Below are 16,194 nucleotides of genomic sequence, written 5' to 3'. Positions count from 1 at the left end.
TTCTAAGTGATCCACGTTTGGGCAAAAGCGCGAACCTCGGATGCCGTGGAACTCAACCGCCCCCAGTTAAACTTGTCAAGTGAACGATCAAGATTGAATAAAGATGTCAGTCGTCAGAATTCAGTTGAGTCTTCTGTAAAACTAATTCTGAATTCTGGATTCTGGATTCTGAATTCTGAATTCTGAATTCTGAATTCTGAATTCTGAATTCTGAATTCTGTATTCACCTTCATTCCTCCACTGGTTGTTGACTAGAAAATACTGGAGCGATCGCGCTTAATTTTAACTCTGGATGGTCGCCCAATAACTGTTGACAATTCCATTCATTGCGGAATAGCAACACTGGGCGTCCCATGCTGTCTTTAACTGTAGTGGTATTGAATATTCGTCCCACTTTTTCTAATGCTTCCCAACCACCCTCAACCCAACGGGCGACAGTGTAGGGCAATACCTCTAGTAGGGTTTCTACACCATACTCATTTTGTAAGCGGAACTGCACCACCTCAAATTGCAACTGACCCACCGCCGCCAAAATTGGATCGCGCTTGGCTTCATCAGTTGAATACATAATTTGCACAGCACCTTCTTCGCGCAATTCCGCAACGCCTTTTTGGAATTGTTTAGACTTCGAGGGGTTGGGATTCCTCAGCGTCGCAAACAGTTCCGGCGAGAAATACGGAATGCCCTCATATTCGAGCTTTTGTCCCGTGTAAATTGTATCCCCGATCGCAAAAACACCGGGATTGTTCAAACCAATCACATCGCCAGGATAAGCCACATCAATCGATTCCCGCTCTTGGGCAAAGAGTTTTTGCGGGCGAGATAGACGGATGGATTTACCAATTCGGGCGTGATTCACCATCATATCTTTTTCAAACTTACCAGTGCAGACCCGGATAAATGCGACGCGATCGCGGTGTTTCGGGTCCATGTTCGCTTGCAGTTTGAAGACAAATCCCGAAAACTCCGGGTATGTAGGGGCAACTTCGCCAAGACTGCTGTAGTGAGAACCGGGTTTGAGGGCATAGTCAAGGAAATACTTGAGGAATAACTCTACCCCAAAGTTAGTCATGGCGCTACCAAAGAACACAGGCGTCATTTTGCCTTCGTGTACCAACTGCAAATCTAACTCTGGTCCAACTCCTTCTAACAGTTCCAGATCATTTTTTAGTTGGTAGTACAGGCTTTGTTCTAGCTGTTCTTCTATTCTTGGATCACCTAATTCCACTATCGTATCACGGGCTTCTCGGCTACCGTGGGCGCTGCGTTCAAACAGGTGAATTTGTTGCTTGTGTCGGTCAAAAACACCTTTAAAGCGATCGCCCATACCAATCGGCCAATTAACCGCATAGGTTTGCAATCCCAATTCTTGCTCAATTTCATCCAACAGTTCTAGAGGTTCCCTGCCTGGGCGATCGAGCTTGTTGATAAATGTAAAGATCGGGATACCCCGCAACTTACACACTTCAAACAATTTGCGGGTTTGGGGTTCCAAACCTTTTGCCGCATCAATCAGCATCACGGCATTATCGGCGGCGGCGAGAGTGCGATAAGTATCTTCACTGAAGTCTTGGTGTCCGGGGGTGTCTAATAAATTTATTTGACAGTTCCGGTATTCAAATTGCAACACTGTCGAGGTAATAGAAATACCCCGTTGTTGTTCCATCGCCATCCAGTCAGAGGTAGCCTTACGCTGCGCCCGTCGCGCTTTAACCGCCCCAGCTTCGTGAATTGCACCTCCGTACAGGAGTAGTTTTTCTGTTAGTGTCGTTTTACCCGCATCAGGGTGAGATATAATCGCAAAGTTGCGGCGAAGTTCAACCGCTTGAATAAGTTCAGACTCAAGTTCAGTAGACATAAGTGTATTTGTTTGTTAGCAAGCTTAATTTTTTTGACTCTGGCAAGTCTTTTAATCTTAAGACAACGATGCTCATGATAGGGTCGTAATATAACCAACAATCTAACTAAATAGGAGAAAACAATGTACGACACAGACAAGCGAAAGCTTCTATCTGCTCTGTCACATGGAGCGATTTTTTTCAGCACAACGGTGATATCTGTAGGTATACCTATTGCCATACTGCTCGTATCTGATGATCCTGTTGTTAAAGAAAACGCTAGAGAATCGATCAATTTCCACTTTAACGTCTGGCTTTATGGAGGAATTCTCGGAGCGCTGTTTTTTCTATTCGGTTGGTTAGTGTTACCTCTATTATTGTTGGGGCCACTAGCCGGTCTGGGATATTTATTGCACTGGGGATTAACAATTTGGGCGCTCATCGGAGTTTTCAACAATCCTGATGTACCCTTTCGTTATCCCTATATTTTCCGAGTTTTTTAACACTATGGGTATGGGCATTGGGCACTTGTACTGACTTGTACTGAGCGGCGTCGAAGTAGCGAAGCCGAAGAATTGGGCATTGGTAATTGTCAGTTATTTTTTATTAAGCTGTTGTGCCTTGAGTTTGCACACACCCAATTACCACAATTTTTGCCAACAGAGGGTCTTACCATTTTGAATTTTGAATTTTGAATTGCTTACTATAGGACTCGTATTTGATTTTTGAAAAAAATCAGTACACCCCAAAAAGGCTTCTTCCCCACTCCCCACTCCCCACTCCCTGTCTACACAAATAATTTCAGAAATCAAAGCAGACTGCTATATGTTATTTTTTTCCAGTCCGTCGGATAGGTGCAACCAAGCTGTAGAATACAAAATTGCCCCACAACTTGATTAAGAGTAGGGCAAGGGACAGTTAAGCACTGTTTGTAGTCTGTCCGACGGCAGGAAAATTTTAGCCTGCTTTTGTGACGCTTTGTTTTGTGTCCATTTGCGTTGTTTTTCTTCATAAAATTTTATGTTTCCTATACATCGCCCCCGCCGTCTGCGTACCCATCCCCAACTCCGCCGGATGGTTCGTGAAACTGTTTTGACAACAAGCGATTTAATCTATCCATTATTTGCCGTACCAGGTGAGGGAATCGCTAATGAGGTGAAATCAATGCCCGGAGTCTACCAACTTTCGGTAGATAAAATTGTCGAAGAAGCAAAAGAAGTTTATGACTTAGGAATTCCTGCGATTATTCTATTTGGGATTCCGGCTGATAAAGATGTCGATGCCACTGGTGCTTGGCATGATTGCGGTATCGTCCAAAAGGCAGCGACGGCGGTAAAAGCAGCAGTACCAGATTTGATTGTAATTGCTGATACTTGTTTGTGTGAATATACCAGTCACGGTCATTGTGGTTATCTGCAAGTTGGTGATTTAACAGGACGAGTTTTAAATGACCCAACGTTAGAATTGCTGAAAAAAACAGCAGTTTCTCAAGCAAACGCCGGTGCTGATATCATCGCGCCTTCGGGAATGATGGATGGCTTTGTCCAGGCAATTCGCGTGGGTTTGGATGAAGCAGGATTTCAAGATACGCCGATTTTGTCTTATGCTGCTAAGTATGCTTCGGGTTATTATGGCCCATTTCGGGATGCGGCAGACTCGACACCACAATTTGGAGACAGAAGAACTTATCAAATGGACCCAGGTAACGCCCGCGAAGCAATTAAAGAGATTGAATTGGATATTGCTGAAGGTGCTGATATGCTCATGGTTAAGCCAGCCTTGGCATACATGGACATTATCTGGCGGGTGAAAGAAGCGAGTAACTTACCAGTTGCGGCTTACAATGTTTCTGGTGAGTATGCGATGGTGAAAGCTGCGGCTCTCAATGGTTGGATTGATGAGGAGCGGGTAGTTTTGGAAACTTTAACTGGGTTTAAACGCGCTGGTGCAGATTTGATTTTGACTTACCATGCCAAAGATGCAGCACGATGGTTAAAGTAAGGTGTGTGATTGAGTAAGTATTTAAGAAATCTCACGCAGAGGCACAGAGTTGTGTTTTGGTGTTTGGGCGTGAGATTTTTTGTATTTTAGGTTTGGCTAGTGCGAAATTCAAATAAAATTTAACTAATCCGCGTTATACGTGTATTGCGAGTATGACAAAACTATGCTCAGTGTCAGGCTGGAGGAAGAAACAGAACGGCAGTTAGCCGATATCTTGGCTCAAGAGCAAACTGACAAGAGTGAATTGATCCGACGCTTGATTGCTGAACGGTGGCTAACCTTACAAGCGGGTAAAACTTTGGTTGAGAGGCGGGGTGGACATCCTGAACATCTGCTGCAAGATGCACCAACGGATTTATCGGAACGCTCAAATCGGAAGAAAGCGATCGCTCAATATCTCAATAAGCGCCACCCATGAGCTACTATCCGCTTATACTCGCAGATAGCGGCTTTTTGTTTGCGTACTACAGCGCCAGAGTTCAGCATCACCAAGAGGTGCGTCGCTTCTTTGAGAACTGTACTTCTAGGCTGGTAACTACGCCCATTTGTATTGCAGAAGTGGTGTGGTTGCTCAACTTTGATTGGCGTACACAAAACGAGTTTCTTCTAGATGTTGCTAAACAACTCTACGAGTGTGAGCAACTATTGCCGCAAGATTTTTCGCGTATTGCTGAGTTGAATACTCAGTACAGAGATTTACCAGGGGATTTTGCAGATTTATCCTTGATTGTCATTTCAGAGCGTTTGGATCTTACTGCGATGCCTGCGGCGGGCTACGCCTACGCTACTTTGGATAGTGATTTTAATATTTATCGGCGTTATCGGAAAAAGCCATTTGAGCGAGTATTTTAGGGATTGCGATGTCTACGACGGGCTACGCCTACGCAAGTTCAGTATAAAGCTAAAAAGGCTTTTTCGGTTTAAGTAGCTTCAAAAAAAACACGAGGTAATCCTGACTGACGAATGATAAATCGCAAAGTACCGATGCGATCGTCAAAAACCTTTCGAGCGGGTGTTTTAGGGATTGTGATCGCAAGCGAAACACAGTTAACATCAAAATATGAAAAAGAAGGTTGTCAATTATGGATTTTGTGATCAAAGTGATACCCGAAGGTGAACTAGAACTACCAGATGAAATAAAAGCACAACTTCGTCCTGGTGATGAATACGAGGTTTCTCTGATAGAAGACTCTATTGTTTTAAAAAAATACAGAAAGATTTAGACATAAAATAATGGTTTCGGCGAATTGAGGAATTAAGCCCTGACCCCAATCAGCCGACTCTTGAAGAAATTAGCAAGATGGTAAAGGAAGTGCGACGGGAGCAACTATAATTTTTTTCAGCGTACACCACTAGCTAAGATTCCTAAAATTTTATTGACATCTTTAAGATAATATTCACTTAAATCAATCTGGATAGATTGACCTTCTAATTTTAAAAATTGCCAAATACTTCCAGTTGTGACAGTTCCAGAAATTATCAAATTTTCATTACCTGCTCGTTCGTTAAATATTCTTGCTGCTAACATTTCGGCTACACATTGTCCTAAACCAGCAGGAATGTTTTCTTTTTTAGCTTCCACAATAATAATGACTGGTGCAGTGATAATTAGTCTTTCTGGAGAACGGGTAATTATAAAATCACAGATTCCATTTAAACCTTGTGCCGCATCAACATTGAATTCAACACCAGAGAATAAATTTATCTGATCATTTAATTGTCGTCTCAAATCTAGTAAAATTGGAGAAATAATCATCTCAGAGCGAGCTTTTTCACTATTACTAGCAATAGCTATAGGTAAATTATATTGAAGAATTTCTTTTAATAATTCACTGCATTCTATATCAGGTATCTTAGCAAAGATATCAGAACTTTCAATAGTATTTATTTGAAAGTTTTGTTTGACTTTCTCTAAAGTGAAATCACTATATGGCATATCAGTAAAGGTTTTCACGCAATAAAGTCTTACCAGGAAGACCACCCCATAATAACGCTGAAATCCAAACATTGACATCCAGAATAACTCTCAATACGGTTCGGTTAAGGCAAGAGACGGCGATTTATCGCGTCTTTGCAATCTAGGACGTGTCATTAAAAAACCTTATCCGAACCGTATTGGAATAACTCTCATGGATTAGACTATAACTCCCGTCAGGCATAATATCCATGTTCATCTTTTTCGATAACGATGCTAACTTTATAAGACATATCAAAGTTACCTTTACTTTCTCAATAACTATTATCACCTCTAATCCCTCTCATTTCCTCCGCCTCGCGTTCTACTGTGTACACACAAGTCGAAAATTCTTTATCCAAATTGACTCTACAACTCACAAATCAAAACCTCACCCAAGATTACCCAAGGGTAAATCTTTCCCTCTCCTTACCAAGGAGAGGGATGTCCGTTAGGACAGGGTGAGGTTTTTCAAGATTTTTGGGTAATTCGATGACTTGTGTGTACACCGTAGCCTCCCGTTAGGAAGTCACTCCTAATTCCATCAATAGCTACGAACTCCCTGGACGCGAAGCGATAGAAACATCAGCAGGAAAGTTCAAGGAACTATTGAGAAAATGTCAAAAACCAGGTATTGACTGCCAGAAGTTACTCCCAGAGCAAAAAGCCAAAGATTTTCAAGAAATTACCCAAGCTGCAACTGAACTTAGCCAGCTTATCCTTGCGCCCGTTTCAGGAAAGTTGGGGAAAAAGCGTTTGGTAATTGTCGCAGATGGTGTATTAGAAGAAATTCCCTTTACAGCATTATCAGAACCAAATCAAATCTCTCAGCTTGAAAAGTCGCAGCACGCGGGGAAATCTAATTATCAACCGCTTCTAGTTAACCACGAAATTGTAAATCTACCCGATCATCTTCTCTATGGTCAAGGATATATTGACGCAATTGGGCACGGGGCATTGTCATAAAATCTGGTTTAGTCATACATATCTCCACTTCCCGTTTAGGTAAATTATAATTTCATTGAAAGCAACGGGAAACTCCATCCCCAGGTGTCTGTAGAGGGATAGTCGCCCCGTCGCTTGGGGCATTGGCCAAACAGGGCATTGGCAACTTCTTCCCCATGCCCCATGCCCCATGCCCCATTCCCCATGCCCAAAAACTCCATCCCAAGAGTGGATGGAGTTTTTTATTTTCTTGACCAGCGAGAATGACAATATTTTTTGTTCGTTCATCGATTCGCACTAAAAACACAGGTAAATACATTTTAGTAGCCCTAAAACTTAAGATAAACAACGTTTTCAATTGTTCTACAGTAGGCATATTTAAATTATTGCTACAACAGATTTTTTACTTTGGCGTGACTTCAGTCAGGTTGGTATCTTTCAATCGTGAAGTTATCTAAACACATTTTATGGAGATTGTCTCCGTGATAGTACATAAATATAGGGTTGGCCTCCTTTGCCAGAGTGGGAGGCGATCGCTGATAAAACCTCTAAAATCTAAATTAAATAGCTTTGATATAGTTATGGGAATTACTCGCTCTGTGCTAGGGGCGGTTTATGCAAACAATCTCTAACTAGTGCGATCGCTCACCGTATTTGCGACAGCAGCACGATAAAATTCTAAAACCATAATCGTACTAAAAGGTCTAAATGGCAGAAACACTATTCTTCAACGCCTTGCGGGAAGCCATTGATGAAGAAATGGCGCGTGACTCCAGCGTATTTGTTCTCGGTGAAGACGTCGGACACTACGGCGGTTCCTATAAAGTTACCAAAGACCTGTACCAAAAATATGGTGAACTCCGCGTTCTAGACACCCCCATCGCGGAAAATAGCTTTACCGGTATGGCCGTGGGAGCTGCGATGACTGGGTTACGTCCCATCATCGAAGGTATGAATATGGGCTTTTTACTGCTCGCCTTCAACCAAATAGCCAACAACGCTGGGATGCTGCGCTACACTTCTGGCGGTAATTTTAAAATTCCAATGGTAATTCGCGGCCCTGGTGGTGTCGGACGACAACTAGGAGCAGAACATTCCCAGCGACTAGAAACCTATTTCCAAGCTGTGCCAGGGTTGAAGATTGTTGCCTGCTCTACACCAAGAAACGCCAAAGGACTACTAAAATCAGCTATCCGCGATGATAACCCCGTGTTGTTCTTTGAACATGTTCTGCTTTACAACTTGAAAGAAGATTTACCAGAAGAAGAATATTTACTCCCCCTAGATAAAGCAGAAGTTGTGCGTCAAGGAAAGGACGTCACAATTATCACTTATTCGCGGATGCGGCATCATGTGCTGCAAGCGGTGAAAACTTTGGAAAAACAAGGTTATGATCCAGAAGTTATTGATTTAATCTCGCTCAAGCCATTAGATTTTGATACCATTGGCGCATCAATACGTAAAACCCATAAAGTGATTGTGGTGGAAGAATCCATGCGAACTGCGGGCATCGGAGCAGAAGTCATCGCTTCAATTAACGATCGCTTATTTGATGAATTAGATGCGCCAGTACTGCGGCTTTCTTCCCAAGATATCCCCACGCCTTACAATGGCAATCTGGAGCGACTAACAATCGTCCAACCAGAGCAAATAGTAGAAGCTGTGGAAAAAATGGTAGCGTTGCGAGTGTAGGGAGTAGGGAGTAGGGAGTAGGGAGTAGGGAGTAGGGAGTAGGGAAAAAATTCAACTACTACTCCCCATTCCCCATTCCCCATTCCCCACTCCCCATTCCCCATTCCCCACTCCCCACTCCCCATTCATAACTGTACAAAAGAAAGCTATTATAGCCTTTGTCAGTTGCGAGTTATAGTATGCAAAGACAGCGATCGCTTTTAATTTTGATTGTAGTCCTGATAATCGCCGCCATTGTGGTGATTAACACAATTTCGATTCCGCTAGGACTGGACTTGCGCGGAGGCTCACAGCTCACAATTCAAGTGAAAACAACACCGGAGATTAAGCAAATCACCGACCGCGAATTGGAAGCCGTGAAAAAAATAGTTGAAGGTCGCATTAACGGTCTTGGCGTTTCGGAACCAGTGGTACAAACTGTAGGCAAAGATCAAATCCTCGTGCAGTTACCCGGAGTCAGCGATCCACAGCAAGCTGAACGGGTTCTAGGGGGTACGGCGCAGTTAGAATTTCGCACGCAAAAGCCTGGTACGGAAACCCAACTGTTTGCTTTCCAATCATCACGAGCTGAATTGAAAGCCAAGCAGCAAGATTTGATCAAGAGTAACGATCAAGCAGCAATTCTCAAAAATCAGCAAGATTTGCAGAAAAATAATCAAGCGATCGCTGAATTGTTTGAAAGCACGAATCCCCCACTGGCAGGGAAATTCCTCAAAGATGCAGCCGGTGAACCCACTCAAAACAACAATTGGAATGTTGCCATTCGCTTCGACCAAAAGGGTGGTGAACTGTTTGCCGAACTGACGAAAAAACTTGCCGGTACAGGACGCAGCATTGGCATTTTTCTAGACAATGAACTGATCAGCGCTCCGAGTGTCGGGCCAGAATTTGCTGCTAGTGGTATTAGTGGTGGTGCTGCTGTAATTACAGGTAGGTTTACCGCCCAAGAAGCCAACAACTTAGGTGTGCAGCTACGGGGTGGTGCTTTACCCTTACCAGTGCAAATCGTCGAAAACCGCACTGTTGGGGCAACTTTAGGTAAAGATAGTATTCAACGCAGTATTTACGCTGGTAGTGGCGGATTGCTGTTAGTATTAGTTTTCATGTTAGTTTACTACCGACTACCAGGGTTAATTGCTGACTTTGCTTTGATTATCTATGCGCTATTGACCTATGCCACCTTCGCTTTGTTAGGCGTGACATTAACTCTCCCCGGTATTGCTGGGTTTATCCTCAGTATCGGCATGGCAGTTGATGCTAATGTATTGATTTTTGAGCGCACCCGTGAAGAACTACGCGCTGGTAAAACTTTATATCGTTCTGTAGAATCAGGATTCTACCGAGCTTGGTCTAGCATTTTAGATAGTCATGTCACATCATTAATTTCTTGTGCAGCCCTGTTTTTCTTAGGAGCAGGTTTAGTTAAAGGCTTTGCTTTGACATTAGCGTTAGGGTTGGGGGTGAATTTGTTTACTGCCATTACTTGTAGTCGCACACTGCTGTTCGTATCATTGCAATTTCCCAACTTGCGTAAGCCAGAATTGTTTTGTCCCAATCTCTCAACTTCAATTAAGTCTGGTGCAGAGGTGCAGTCATGAAACTTAGTGTCGTCAAACAGCGAGGATTATGGTGGACAATTTCTGCCACCCTAATGATTATTGGCATCGTGGCGATGGTGATTTCTTGGCAACAACTAGGCGCACCGCTACGTCCCAGTTTAGATTTTGTTGGTGGTACGCGACTACAATTTGAACGCGATTGTACACAACCAAACAACTGCACTCAAGCGATTGATATCTCTGATGTCAGGGAAGTAGTTGACGCTCAGAAGCTAAATAATAGTAGCATCCAAGTTGTTGGTCAAAAGCAACAGGGAATATCCATTCGCACAAAGACATTAGATGTCGAGCAACGCACCCAGTTGCAAACAGCTTTGACTGAAAAAATTGGAGCCTTTGACCCGAAAGCCACCCAAATTGACACCGTTGGACCAACACTTGGTCGTCAACTATTTTCCCAAGGGTTATTAGCTCTGCTTGTCTCCTTCGCGGCGATCGTTGTTTATTTAAGTGTGCGGTTCCAGGTGGACTATGCCGTAATCGCAATTATTGCCTTGTTCCATGATGTTTTGATTACACTGGGTGTTTTTTCCATCTTGGGATTAGTCGCAGGTATTGAAGTTGATAGCCTTTTCGTCGTTGCTATTTTGACTATTACTGGTTTCTCGGTGACAGATACCGTGGTCATCTACGATCGCATTCGGGAAATACTGCATCTACATCCTAACGATCACATTGACAAAGTTGTTGATGATGCAATCAATCAAACTTTAACGCGATCAATTAATACCACGTTTACCGTTTTACTAACATTATTTTCCCTATTCCTATTTGGTGGCGAAACCCTAAGAAACTTTTCTCTAGCTTTGATTATTGGCTTCACGATGGGCGCTTATTCAAGTATTTTCATCGCCGGTTCTCTTTTAGCTTGGTGGCGAGAGCGCAAGGGTGAAACAAGCGTGGGAAATAGCCCTGAATCGATTGATACATCTGCCAGTTCCCAGGATAGTTAAAATAATTCGTAATTCGTAATTAAGTTTTGTAACTGGGATTTTAATTAGGCATCAAAACGTGTTGCCGTCGTTAGGCAGGGGAATTAAACCCCTAAACTTTGTTAAACTTGTGTGTGTTTCACAATTGGGTTAAAGCATTTTGAATTTTGAATTTTGAATTTTGAATTGTTAATCCCCTATGGATCAACCGGAAGAACCATTAAACACTGTCCCAGACTTTGAGAAATCTGACCCATCGTTTGCTCAACAAGTCCAAAGGCTACATCGGCTGACAGTATATGGGAGGTGGCTATTTGTCGGCTGTTTATGGCTGACCATTGGGCCTGTTTCCTTGTGGGGTCTACGTGCAGAAATTTCTCTGTGGGAACAATATTTTACCTGGGTAGCAGTGAGATATGGACTTTTCTACCATCCACTGTCTACCTTCGGTTTAGCCTTTTGTATTGGGATGACTGCTGCTGTTTTAGTTTGGCAAAGTCGGAATATTTTACTCGGACTACCACAGCAGGAAAAACAACGTTTAGAAAAACAAGTTTATCGGATACGTCAACAGGGAGCAACTCATCCTCTGTGGAAGTGGGTTTGTCAATAATTTTTCTTTCTCGTTGCATATACATATACACGTACAGCAATTTCTGGCAAAATAGGACTTAACTATACTTAAAGATACTGCCAAAAGTGGATGCCATAGATGAACGAGTCTCAGATTCAATTTAATGACCGCAAGTCCGAAATTAACCTTTACCAACTCCAAGAACTGTTAAACGTTTCAGCTTTCTGGGCAAAAGGCCGCAGTATTGAAGATTTAGGTATAGCCATTGCCAATAGTGAGCCAGTAATTTCCATCTGCCTTCGCGATCGACTCATTGGCTTTGCTAGAGCAACATCTGATGGCATATATCGCGCCACGATTTGGGATGTTGTGATTCATCCAGAATATCAAAATAGTGGGCTGGGAAGCAATTTAGTGGAAACCGTTTTGAGTCATCCCCGCATGAGGCGAGTTGAGCGCGTTTACCTGATGACTACTCACCAGCAGGGTTTCTACGAAAAGATTGGTTTCCAGCCCAACACGACCACTACGATGGTGCTATATAACCAAGCTAACCTTGCTTTCGTTCCAGCTACAGAAGATCAGCTTCAGGAATCACTAGGGGGATAGAGATTTGGAGTCTGGTAAGTTGCTGAAGTGGTTCCTTCGCAATGGTCGAGGGCAGGATTTCTAATTTTCCTCCCATAACTTCCACCAGAGTCTGATTGATTAATAGCCTCATTCCTGGGGAAAGAGCAGCGTTTTCTTGGTAAATCTGGGTCGGCTGGTCTTCAGATTTGATCAAATCAATCGGCTCGCTCCAGAGTATGGCATGGGTTGGTACATCCAGCCAAATGTTGACAAAATTACCTGTAGGGACAGTGCTGGTAGAAATACAAATGCTGCCTTCCTCCATTTGAATAATAGCAGTGTCTATTAAACTTATTAATATTTGGCGGAGCCAGAGGTAATCTGCCAAAACATAAATTTCTGGGTCGGTGGGTAACAATTGCAAGGGAAAATTGCGATTTGCCGCCAGCATATAAGTTAAGTTATGAACCTCCTCCAAAATTTCGGCTAAGGGTCTGGGCTGAATATCTAATTTATTGGTACCGTGTTCAACTCTAGCAACGCTGAGAATTTCATCGATCAGTTTGAGCAACTTTAGCGTTCGCTCATGAGCTTGGGCAATAAATTCTCGCTCTTCAGCTGGATCTTCACACAAATCGGACAAAATTAACTGATGCAAGCCAATCAGACCATTTAGGGGCGATCGCAATTCATGGGTAGTCCGCGCCAAAAAACCAGCTTTAAACTGGCTCATTTCCCTTGCCATTTGGTATGCCAGCTGCGTTTGTTGTAGCTGTTGCGATATTGGTGGCATATCCTCTTGAGCTAATAGCGCTACTGGGGATGAGCTAGATGAAAAGTTTGACGATGCCTGCTTTGGGCGTAGCCATCGCACAAATAACCTACCAAAAACCATACCTAGTGCTATTCCTGCTCCTAGATATATCCAGTTGCTCGAATTCATAGGAATATATGGGATGCGGGAAACTCAGTCCCTGTTAGGGCTGAGAGGAAAGGGTTCTCGTAAATTAAAGGGTTTAAGTCCCCTCTTTTACAAAGTTGTTCAAATCAGGAAAACAATATTATAGCTACCTATATCTGCTTATCACTCGATAAATCTAACTTGATCGCACCTTGCCGCAAAATTTGCCAATTTATCCCTGTCCATTTAGCAACGGTAGAAGGTATACCCATCCCTGGCATTTCACCCTGGTATTCTGTCGTTGTTAGAGTTAGAACCTGGGGAAACTGAGTCTCAATTTCTGCGATCGTTTGCAAAGGTGGCTGACCAGAAAAATTGGCGCTAGTAGTAGCAAGAGGGCCTGTTTGCGCCAAAATAGTTTGAGCGATCGCACTCTTCGGTACTCGGATACCGATTGTTGTTGGGTCGATGGGGTTCATAACTTTTGGCAGGCGATCGCTCGCTGGTAAAACTAGCGTCAGCCCTCCTGGCCAATATTTATCTGCTAGTTCTTGCCAAACTTTATACTCACTATCACTACCTTTGACATACAGCCACAAATCTTCAGCAGTAGCCGCCATCAAAATCAAAGGTTTATCCTGACTGCGTTGCTTCGCCGCAAAAATTAATGCTGCTTTTTCTGGTATCGTCGCCAGTGCAGGAACAGTATCGGTGGGAAAGCTCACCAACAGCCCAGCGCGTGCGCCAACTATTAGGTCTGCGAGGGAAACTTGCGTCATCTTACTAACTAAGTCGGCGAGAACAATTCAATATATATAAAGAAATATAACTTTTAAGTTGGGTGTAATGGCACTTACAGCACTTTAGTAACTTCCAAAAAAATTATCCATCTTGTGGGGTGGGCATCCTGCCCGCCCTTGTGTACCTCATTCAGATGAAATGTGCTGTAGGCAAATTGAGTAAGAGAAACCCTAACTTCTATAAGCTAGGGCGAAGCGTTCAATTCCAGCTAAGTCCGCGTGAATTTGAATATTGCAATAATTACCTTGATTTTGCAAAAGTTCTCGCACTGCATCGGCCTGTCCAGCCATCATCTCAATCAGCCACACGCCACCAGGTTGCAAATAGCTGGGAGAAATTTCTATCAAATGGCGAATGCAATCTAAGCCATCAGCGCCACCATCCAAAGCTAGATGTGGTTCATGGTTAACTACTTCTGGTTGCAGGCTAGGTAAGGTGCTGGTGGGTATGTAAGGGGGGTTCGACACCATACCACTGAACTGACCTTTTAACAATGCCAGTGGCTCCCACCAGGAACCTTGATAAAATGTAATCCGGTCAGCAAAACCCAAATTATCGGCGTTGGCTTGAGCGATCGCCAGAGCTTCTAAACTATAATCTACAGCATGAATTGTCGCTTTTGGCAAGACATCTGCTAATCCCAGTGCGATCACTCCACTCCCAGTCCCCAAATCCGCCCAGTGTCCTGAAGTATTACTAGCATCTGCCGCTAAATCAATTAAGCTCTCTGTTTCTGGTCTGGGAATCAAAACCGCACTCGACACCACGATTTGAAAGTGACGCCAAGGTGTAACTCCGGCAATATACTGCACTGGTAAGCGGTCATTTAATCGCCTCTGCCATAACTGGTCTAACTCTTCTAGAGGCAATTGCAACTGAATTTGCGGCCAGTTTTTAAAAGACTCCAAACGGAGTGCCAAGCGGTCTAACCCAGCAACTTCTAGGAGTAGCCAATCTACCTCCGTTGGTGGGACATCAGAGGCGATCGCTCCTTTAATAGCTGCATTCCGCCACTGCCAAAGTTGTAAACCAGAAACTATCAGATGTTTCTCCCCCATGCCTCAACCTTGGAGTGCATATCCGTTATTTTTTCGGAGCGGGCGCAGCAGCTGGTGATTGATTCGGCGCAAGCGAGCGAATAAAATTGATCGACTCCCGCGATGGATACAGAACAATTTTATTTATACCAGGATCGTTGCTACTATTGAGAGCCTCCAGAACACCGTACAAATCCACGACCTGAATCTCAGTGTTGTCTGCTTCCTTGGGCACGGCTTTTTTGAATTGGTCTAACAGAGCCACTGCTTGTTCTTTTTCAAAAAAGAATGGAATTAATCGCTCGTTGCCTTTTGGAACCGGAATGGTCAAATAACTATTATCTTTCTTAAATTTGGGTACAAATAAGGGAATACCATTGAATTGCTTTCCTTTTTGACCATTCTGATTCAGCATACTTGTTGCCGAAGCTACCTGTTGTTGTGTCGGCACTAAAGTATAAATTACAGAGTCTGATTTCTTTTTGCTTTCTTGGACTATTTTATAGTAGTCTGCCAAAGATAAAGGTCTTACCTGTAGCGTGCTTGCCAACTGTGGATTTTCTTTTTTGAGCCGATTATCAAGGAATTTTTGAGCATCTTGCTTGCTAATAAAAAATCCCACTTGCGAGATCGTCTTGGATTCGTTTTTCCTCGAAAGAACTACGAATTCGCCTTTAGGATTGGTCAGCGTAAATACGGGTACTTCTTGGAGCTTTTTCACTACCTGATCTTGTGGCAAGGCGATCGCCTCTAGATTGCCTATTCCTGGTAGATTGCCTATTCCTGAAAGTCCCGCTAAAAATACACTGCCAGCTATACCCAATGTTGCGCCCAATCGAATAAATGATTTCATGACTGCTCCTCGCATCAATAGTCCAATTAAATTAAACAAATAGTTGGATTTGCACAGCACCAACTAGCTTCAGTTATATAGCAATATATTTCAGTTGTGAAAAATTCATTGTGCGCGTTGAGGTTGAGTGTTAACCGTGAGGCAGCCCGGTCTTGTTGTTCCAACAAAGAGGGACTGCCGTTCGCCCTTGGCGTGCCGGAGGCATACCCGGAGGGTCAACGGTCAAAATCCAATATTCCGCAACTATTTTGGGTTGCTATAGTCTCGTTTTCACAAATTGACTGTGCTAACGTTGTGTTTTTCTCCCTTTCACTTCCCTATTCACCGCCAAATACCGTAGATGCCTATTATATGTCTTATCAAACACTGAAAAATCTCTCCATCTCTGGAACCTTGGAGATGATAAACGCCATTTTATCGGCTTTTTCTAATATCAGGTGACGCTATTAGTTAATCAATCGTTCCATCTGCGCTGGC

Annotated in this window: 19 protein-coding genes and 1 pseudogene; 12 read left to right on the top strand and 8 right to left on the bottom strand. The window is 43.3% G+C overall.

Features of this window, described 5'->3' with window-relative positions; all coding sequences use genetic code 11:
* Positions 1-229: 229 nt before the first annotated feature.
* Positions 230-1,858: a peptide chain release factor 3 gene (gene prfC, locus V7K27_RS33230; protein ID WP_334952941.1), complete on the bottom strand. Its 1,629-nt coding sequence runs from the start codon at positions 1,856-1,858 to the stop codon at positions 230-232.
* Between the two features lie 123 nt (positions 1,859-1,981).
* Here prfC and V7K27_RS33225 point away from each other — a divergent pair, with 123 nt between their 5' ends.
* The 6 genes from V7K27_RS33225 (at position 1,982) to V7K27_RS33200 (ending at position 5,062) form a co-directional block, all read left to right on the top strand.
* Positions 1,982-2,341: a DUF4870 domain-containing protein gene (locus V7K27_RS33225; RefSeq protein ID WP_334952940.1), complete on the top strand. Its 360-nt coding sequence runs from the start codon at positions 1,982-1,984 to the stop codon at positions 2,339-2,341.
* 517 nt (positions 2,342-2,858) lie between these two features.
* Positions 2,859-3,839, top strand: a complete 981-nt coding sequence (hemB, locus tag V7K27_RS33220) for a porphobilinogen synthase (RefSeq protein ID WP_334952939.1) — start codon at positions 2,859-2,861, stop codon at positions 3,837-3,839.
* Between the two features lie 163 nt (positions 3,840-4,002).
* Positions 4,003-4,257: a hypothetical protein gene (locus V7K27_RS33215; protein WP_334952938.1), complete on the top strand. Its 255-nt coding sequence runs from the start codon at positions 4,003-4,005 to the stop codon at positions 4,255-4,257.
* Positions 4,254-4,691, top strand: a complete 438-nt coding sequence (locus V7K27_RS33210; RefSeq protein WP_334952937.1) for a type II toxin-antitoxin system VapC family toxin — start codon at positions 4,254-4,256, stop codon at positions 4,689-4,691. The genes V7K27_RS33215 and V7K27_RS33210 overlap by 4 nt, the downstream gene beginning before the upstream one ends.
* Positions 4,692-4,802: 111 nt before the next feature.
* The gene (locus V7K27_RS33205) at positions 4,803-4,934 is read left to right on the top strand and encodes a hypothetical protein (RefSeq protein ID WP_334952936.1); all 132 of its coding nucleotides are present in this window, start codon (positions 4,803-4,805) and stop codon (positions 4,932-4,934) included.
* Positions 4,922-5,062 (top strand): hypothetical protein, encoded by a 141-nt coding sequence (locus V7K27_RS33200; RefSeq protein ID WP_334952935.1) that lies wholly within the window; start codon positions 4,922-4,924, stop codon positions 5,060-5,062. Before V7K27_RS33205 ends, V7K27_RS33200 begins: the two co-directional genes overlap by 13 nt.
* Positions 5,063-5,178: 116 nt before the next feature.
* Here the strand turns inward: V7K27_RS33200 and V7K27_RS33195 are convergent, their stop codons facing one another.
* Positions 5,179-5,775, bottom strand: a complete 597-nt coding sequence (locus V7K27_RS33195) for a hypothetical protein (RefSeq protein ID WP_334953027.1) — start codon at positions 5,773-5,775, stop codon at positions 5,179-5,181.
* 627 nt (positions 5,776-6,402) lie between these two features.
* On the opposite strand from V7K27_RS33195, the pseudogene V7K27_RS33190 reads away from it, so the two are divergent.
* Positions 6,403-6,642: pseudogene (locus V7K27_RS33190) on the top strand (hypothetical protein); the annotation flags it as partial.
* 31 nt (positions 6,643-6,673) lie between these two features.
* Here the strand turns inward: V7K27_RS33190 and V7K27_RS36645 are convergent.
* Entirely contained in the window at positions 6,674-6,751 is a 78-nt protein-coding gene (locus V7K27_RS36645; RefSeq protein ID WP_442947669.1) for a DUF6887 family protein, read from the bottom strand.
* Between the two features lie 60 nt (positions 6,752-6,811).
* Positions 6,812-7,114, bottom strand: a complete 303-nt coding sequence (locus tag V7K27_RS33185) for a DUF6888 family protein (protein ID WP_334952933.1) — start codon at positions 7,112-7,114, stop codon at positions 6,812-6,814.
* Positions 7,115-7,446: 332 nt separating this feature from the next.
* On the opposite strand from V7K27_RS33185, the gene V7K27_RS33180 reads away from it, so the two are divergent.
* From V7K27_RS33180 to V7K27_RS33160, 5 genes are all read left to right on the top strand, one after another.
* Entirely contained in the window at positions 7,447-8,430 is a 984-nt protein-coding gene (locus V7K27_RS33180; RefSeq protein ID WP_292762059.1) for an alpha-ketoacid dehydrogenase subunit beta, read from the top strand.
* A gap of 179 nt (positions 8,431-8,609) precedes the next feature.
* Positions 8,610-10,028 (top strand): protein translocase subunit SecD, encoded by a 1,419-nt coding sequence (secD, locus tag V7K27_RS33175; protein ID WP_334953026.1) that lies wholly within the window; start codon positions 8,610-8,612, stop codon positions 10,026-10,028.
* On the top strand, positions 10,025-11,002 hold the full coding sequence (gene secF, locus V7K27_RS33170) for a protein translocase subunit SecF (protein WP_334952932.1): 978 nt from the start codon (positions 10,025-10,027) through the stop codon (positions 11,000-11,002). The genes secD and secF overlap by 4 nt, the downstream gene beginning before the upstream one ends.
* Positions 11,003-11,180: 178 nt before the next feature.
* Positions 11,181-11,594: a hypothetical protein gene (locus tag V7K27_RS33165; protein WP_334952930.1), complete on the top strand. Its 414-nt coding sequence runs from the start codon at positions 11,181-11,183 to the stop codon at positions 11,592-11,594.
* A gap of 99 nt (positions 11,595-11,693) precedes the next feature.
* Complete coding sequence (locus V7K27_RS33160; RefSeq protein ID WP_334952929.1) at positions 11,694-12,164, top strand: GNAT family N-acetyltransferase; 471 nt, start codon at positions 11,694-11,696, stop codon at positions 12,162-12,164.
* On the opposite strand, the gene V7K27_RS33155 is transcribed toward V7K27_RS33160, so the two are convergent.
* The 4 genes from V7K27_RS33155 to V7K27_RS33140 all read right to left on the bottom strand — a co-directional run bounded on the left by V7K27_RS33155 (position 12,127) and on the right by V7K27_RS33140 (position 15,717).
* Entirely contained in the window at positions 12,127-13,068 is a 942-nt protein-coding gene (locus tag V7K27_RS33155; RefSeq protein WP_334952927.1) for a sensor histidine kinase, read from the bottom strand. The two genes, V7K27_RS33160 and V7K27_RS33155, sit on opposite strands and share 38 nt — an antisense overlap.
* Positions 13,069-13,196: 128 nt before the next feature.
* Entirely contained in the window at positions 13,197-13,805 is a 609-nt protein-coding gene (locus V7K27_RS33150) for an L-threonylcarbamoyladenylate synthase (RefSeq protein ID WP_334952925.1), read from the bottom strand.
* A 192-nt stretch (positions 13,806-13,997) separates the two neighbouring features.
* The gene (prmC, locus tag V7K27_RS33145; RefSeq protein ID WP_334952924.1) at positions 13,998-14,885 is read right to left on the bottom strand and encodes a peptide chain release factor N(5)-glutamine methyltransferase; all 888 of its coding nucleotides are present in this window, start codon (positions 14,883-14,885) and stop codon (positions 13,998-14,000) included.
* A 25-nt stretch (positions 14,886-14,910) separates the two neighbouring features.
* Positions 14,911-15,717 carry a Tic22 family protein gene (locus V7K27_RS33140; protein WP_334952923.1) on the bottom strand — a complete coding sequence of 269 codons (807 nt, stop codon included), beginning with the start codon at positions 15,715-15,717 and terminating at the stop codon, positions 14,911-14,913.
* Positions 15,718-16,194 lie beyond the last annotated feature (477 nt).

It is taken from the genome of Nostoc sp. (assembly GCF_036919575.1).
Classification (GTDB): domain Bacteria; phylum Cyanobacteriota; class Cyanobacteriia; order Cyanobacteriales; family Nostocaceae; genus Nostoc.
Note: the sequence above shows the minus strand (reverse complement) of the source record. Positions and strands in the feature narration are given on the sequence as shown.

What these genes read in the sequence shown, in the direction of transcription:
- prfC (WP_334952941.1), bottom strand. Translation starts at nt 1,858, where the DNA reads ATGTCTACTGAACTTGAGTCTGAACTTATTCAAGCGGTTGAACTTCGC.
- V7K27_RS33225 (WP_334952940.1), top strand. Translation starts at nt 1,982, where the DNA reads ATGTACGACACAGACAAGCGAAAGCTTCTATCTGCTCTGTCACATGGA.
- hemB (WP_334952939.1), top strand. Translation starts at nt 2,859, where the DNA reads ATGTTTCCTATACATCGCCCCCGCCGTCTGCGTACCCATCCCCAACTC.
- V7K27_RS33215 (WP_334952938.1), top strand. Translation starts at nt 4,003, where the DNA reads ATGCTCAGTGTCAGGCTGGAGGAAGAAACAGAACGGCAGTTAGCCGAT.
- V7K27_RS33210 (WP_334952937.1), top strand. Translation starts at nt 4,254, where the DNA reads ATGAGCTACTATCCGCTTATACTCGCAGATAGCGGCTTTTTGTTTGCG.
- V7K27_RS33205 (WP_334952936.1), top strand. Translation starts at nt 4,803, where the DNA reads ATGATAAATCGCAAAGTACCGATGCGATCGTCAAAAACCTTTCGAGCG.
- V7K27_RS33200 (WP_334952935.1), top strand. Translation starts at nt 4,922, where the DNA reads ATGGATTTTGTGATCAAAGTGATACCCGAAGGTGAACTAGAACTACCA.
- V7K27_RS33195 (WP_334953027.1), bottom strand. Translation starts at nt 5,775, where the DNA reads ATGCCATATAGTGATTTCACTTTAGAGAAAGTCAAACAAAACTTTCAA.
- V7K27_RS36645 (WP_442947669.1), bottom strand. Translation starts at nt 6,751, where the DNA reads ATGCCCCGTGCCCAATTGCGTCAATATATCCTTGACCATAGAGAAGAT.
- V7K27_RS33185 (WP_334952933.1), bottom strand. Translation starts at nt 7,114, where the DNA reads ATGCCTACTGTAGAACAATTGAAAACGTTGTTTATCTTAAGTTTTAGG.
- V7K27_RS33180 (WP_292762059.1), top strand. Translation starts at nt 7,447, where the DNA reads ATGGCAGAAACACTATTCTTCAACGCCTTGCGGGAAGCCATTGATGAA.
- secD (WP_334953026.1), top strand. Translation starts at nt 8,610, where the DNA reads ATGCAAAGACAGCGATCGCTTTTAATTTTGATTGTAGTCCTGATAATC.
- secF (WP_334952932.1), top strand. Translation starts at nt 10,025, where the DNA reads ATGAAACTTAGTGTCGTCAAACAGCGAGGATTATGGTGGACAATTTCT.
- V7K27_RS33165 (WP_334952930.1), top strand. Translation starts at nt 11,181, where the DNA reads ATGGATCAACCGGAAGAACCATTAAACACTGTCCCAGACTTTGAGAAA.
- V7K27_RS33160 (WP_334952929.1), top strand. Translation starts at nt 11,694, where the DNA reads ATGAACGAGTCTCAGATTCAATTTAATGACCGCAAGTCCGAAATTAAC.
- V7K27_RS33155 (WP_334952927.1), bottom strand. Translation starts at nt 13,068, where the DNA reads ATGAATTCGAGCAACTGGATATATCTAGGAGCAGGAATAGCACTAGGT.
- V7K27_RS33150 (WP_334952925.1), bottom strand. Translation starts at nt 13,805, where the DNA reads ATGACGCAAGTTTCCCTCGCAGACCTAATAGTTGGCGCACGCGCTGGG.
- prmC (WP_334952924.1), bottom strand. Translation starts at nt 14,885, where the DNA reads ATGGGGGAGAAACATCTGATAGTTTCTGGTTTACAACTTTGGCAGTGG.
- V7K27_RS33140 (WP_334952923.1), bottom strand. Translation starts at nt 15,717, where the DNA reads ATGAAATCATTTATTCGATTGGGCGCAACATTGGGTATAGCTGGCAGT.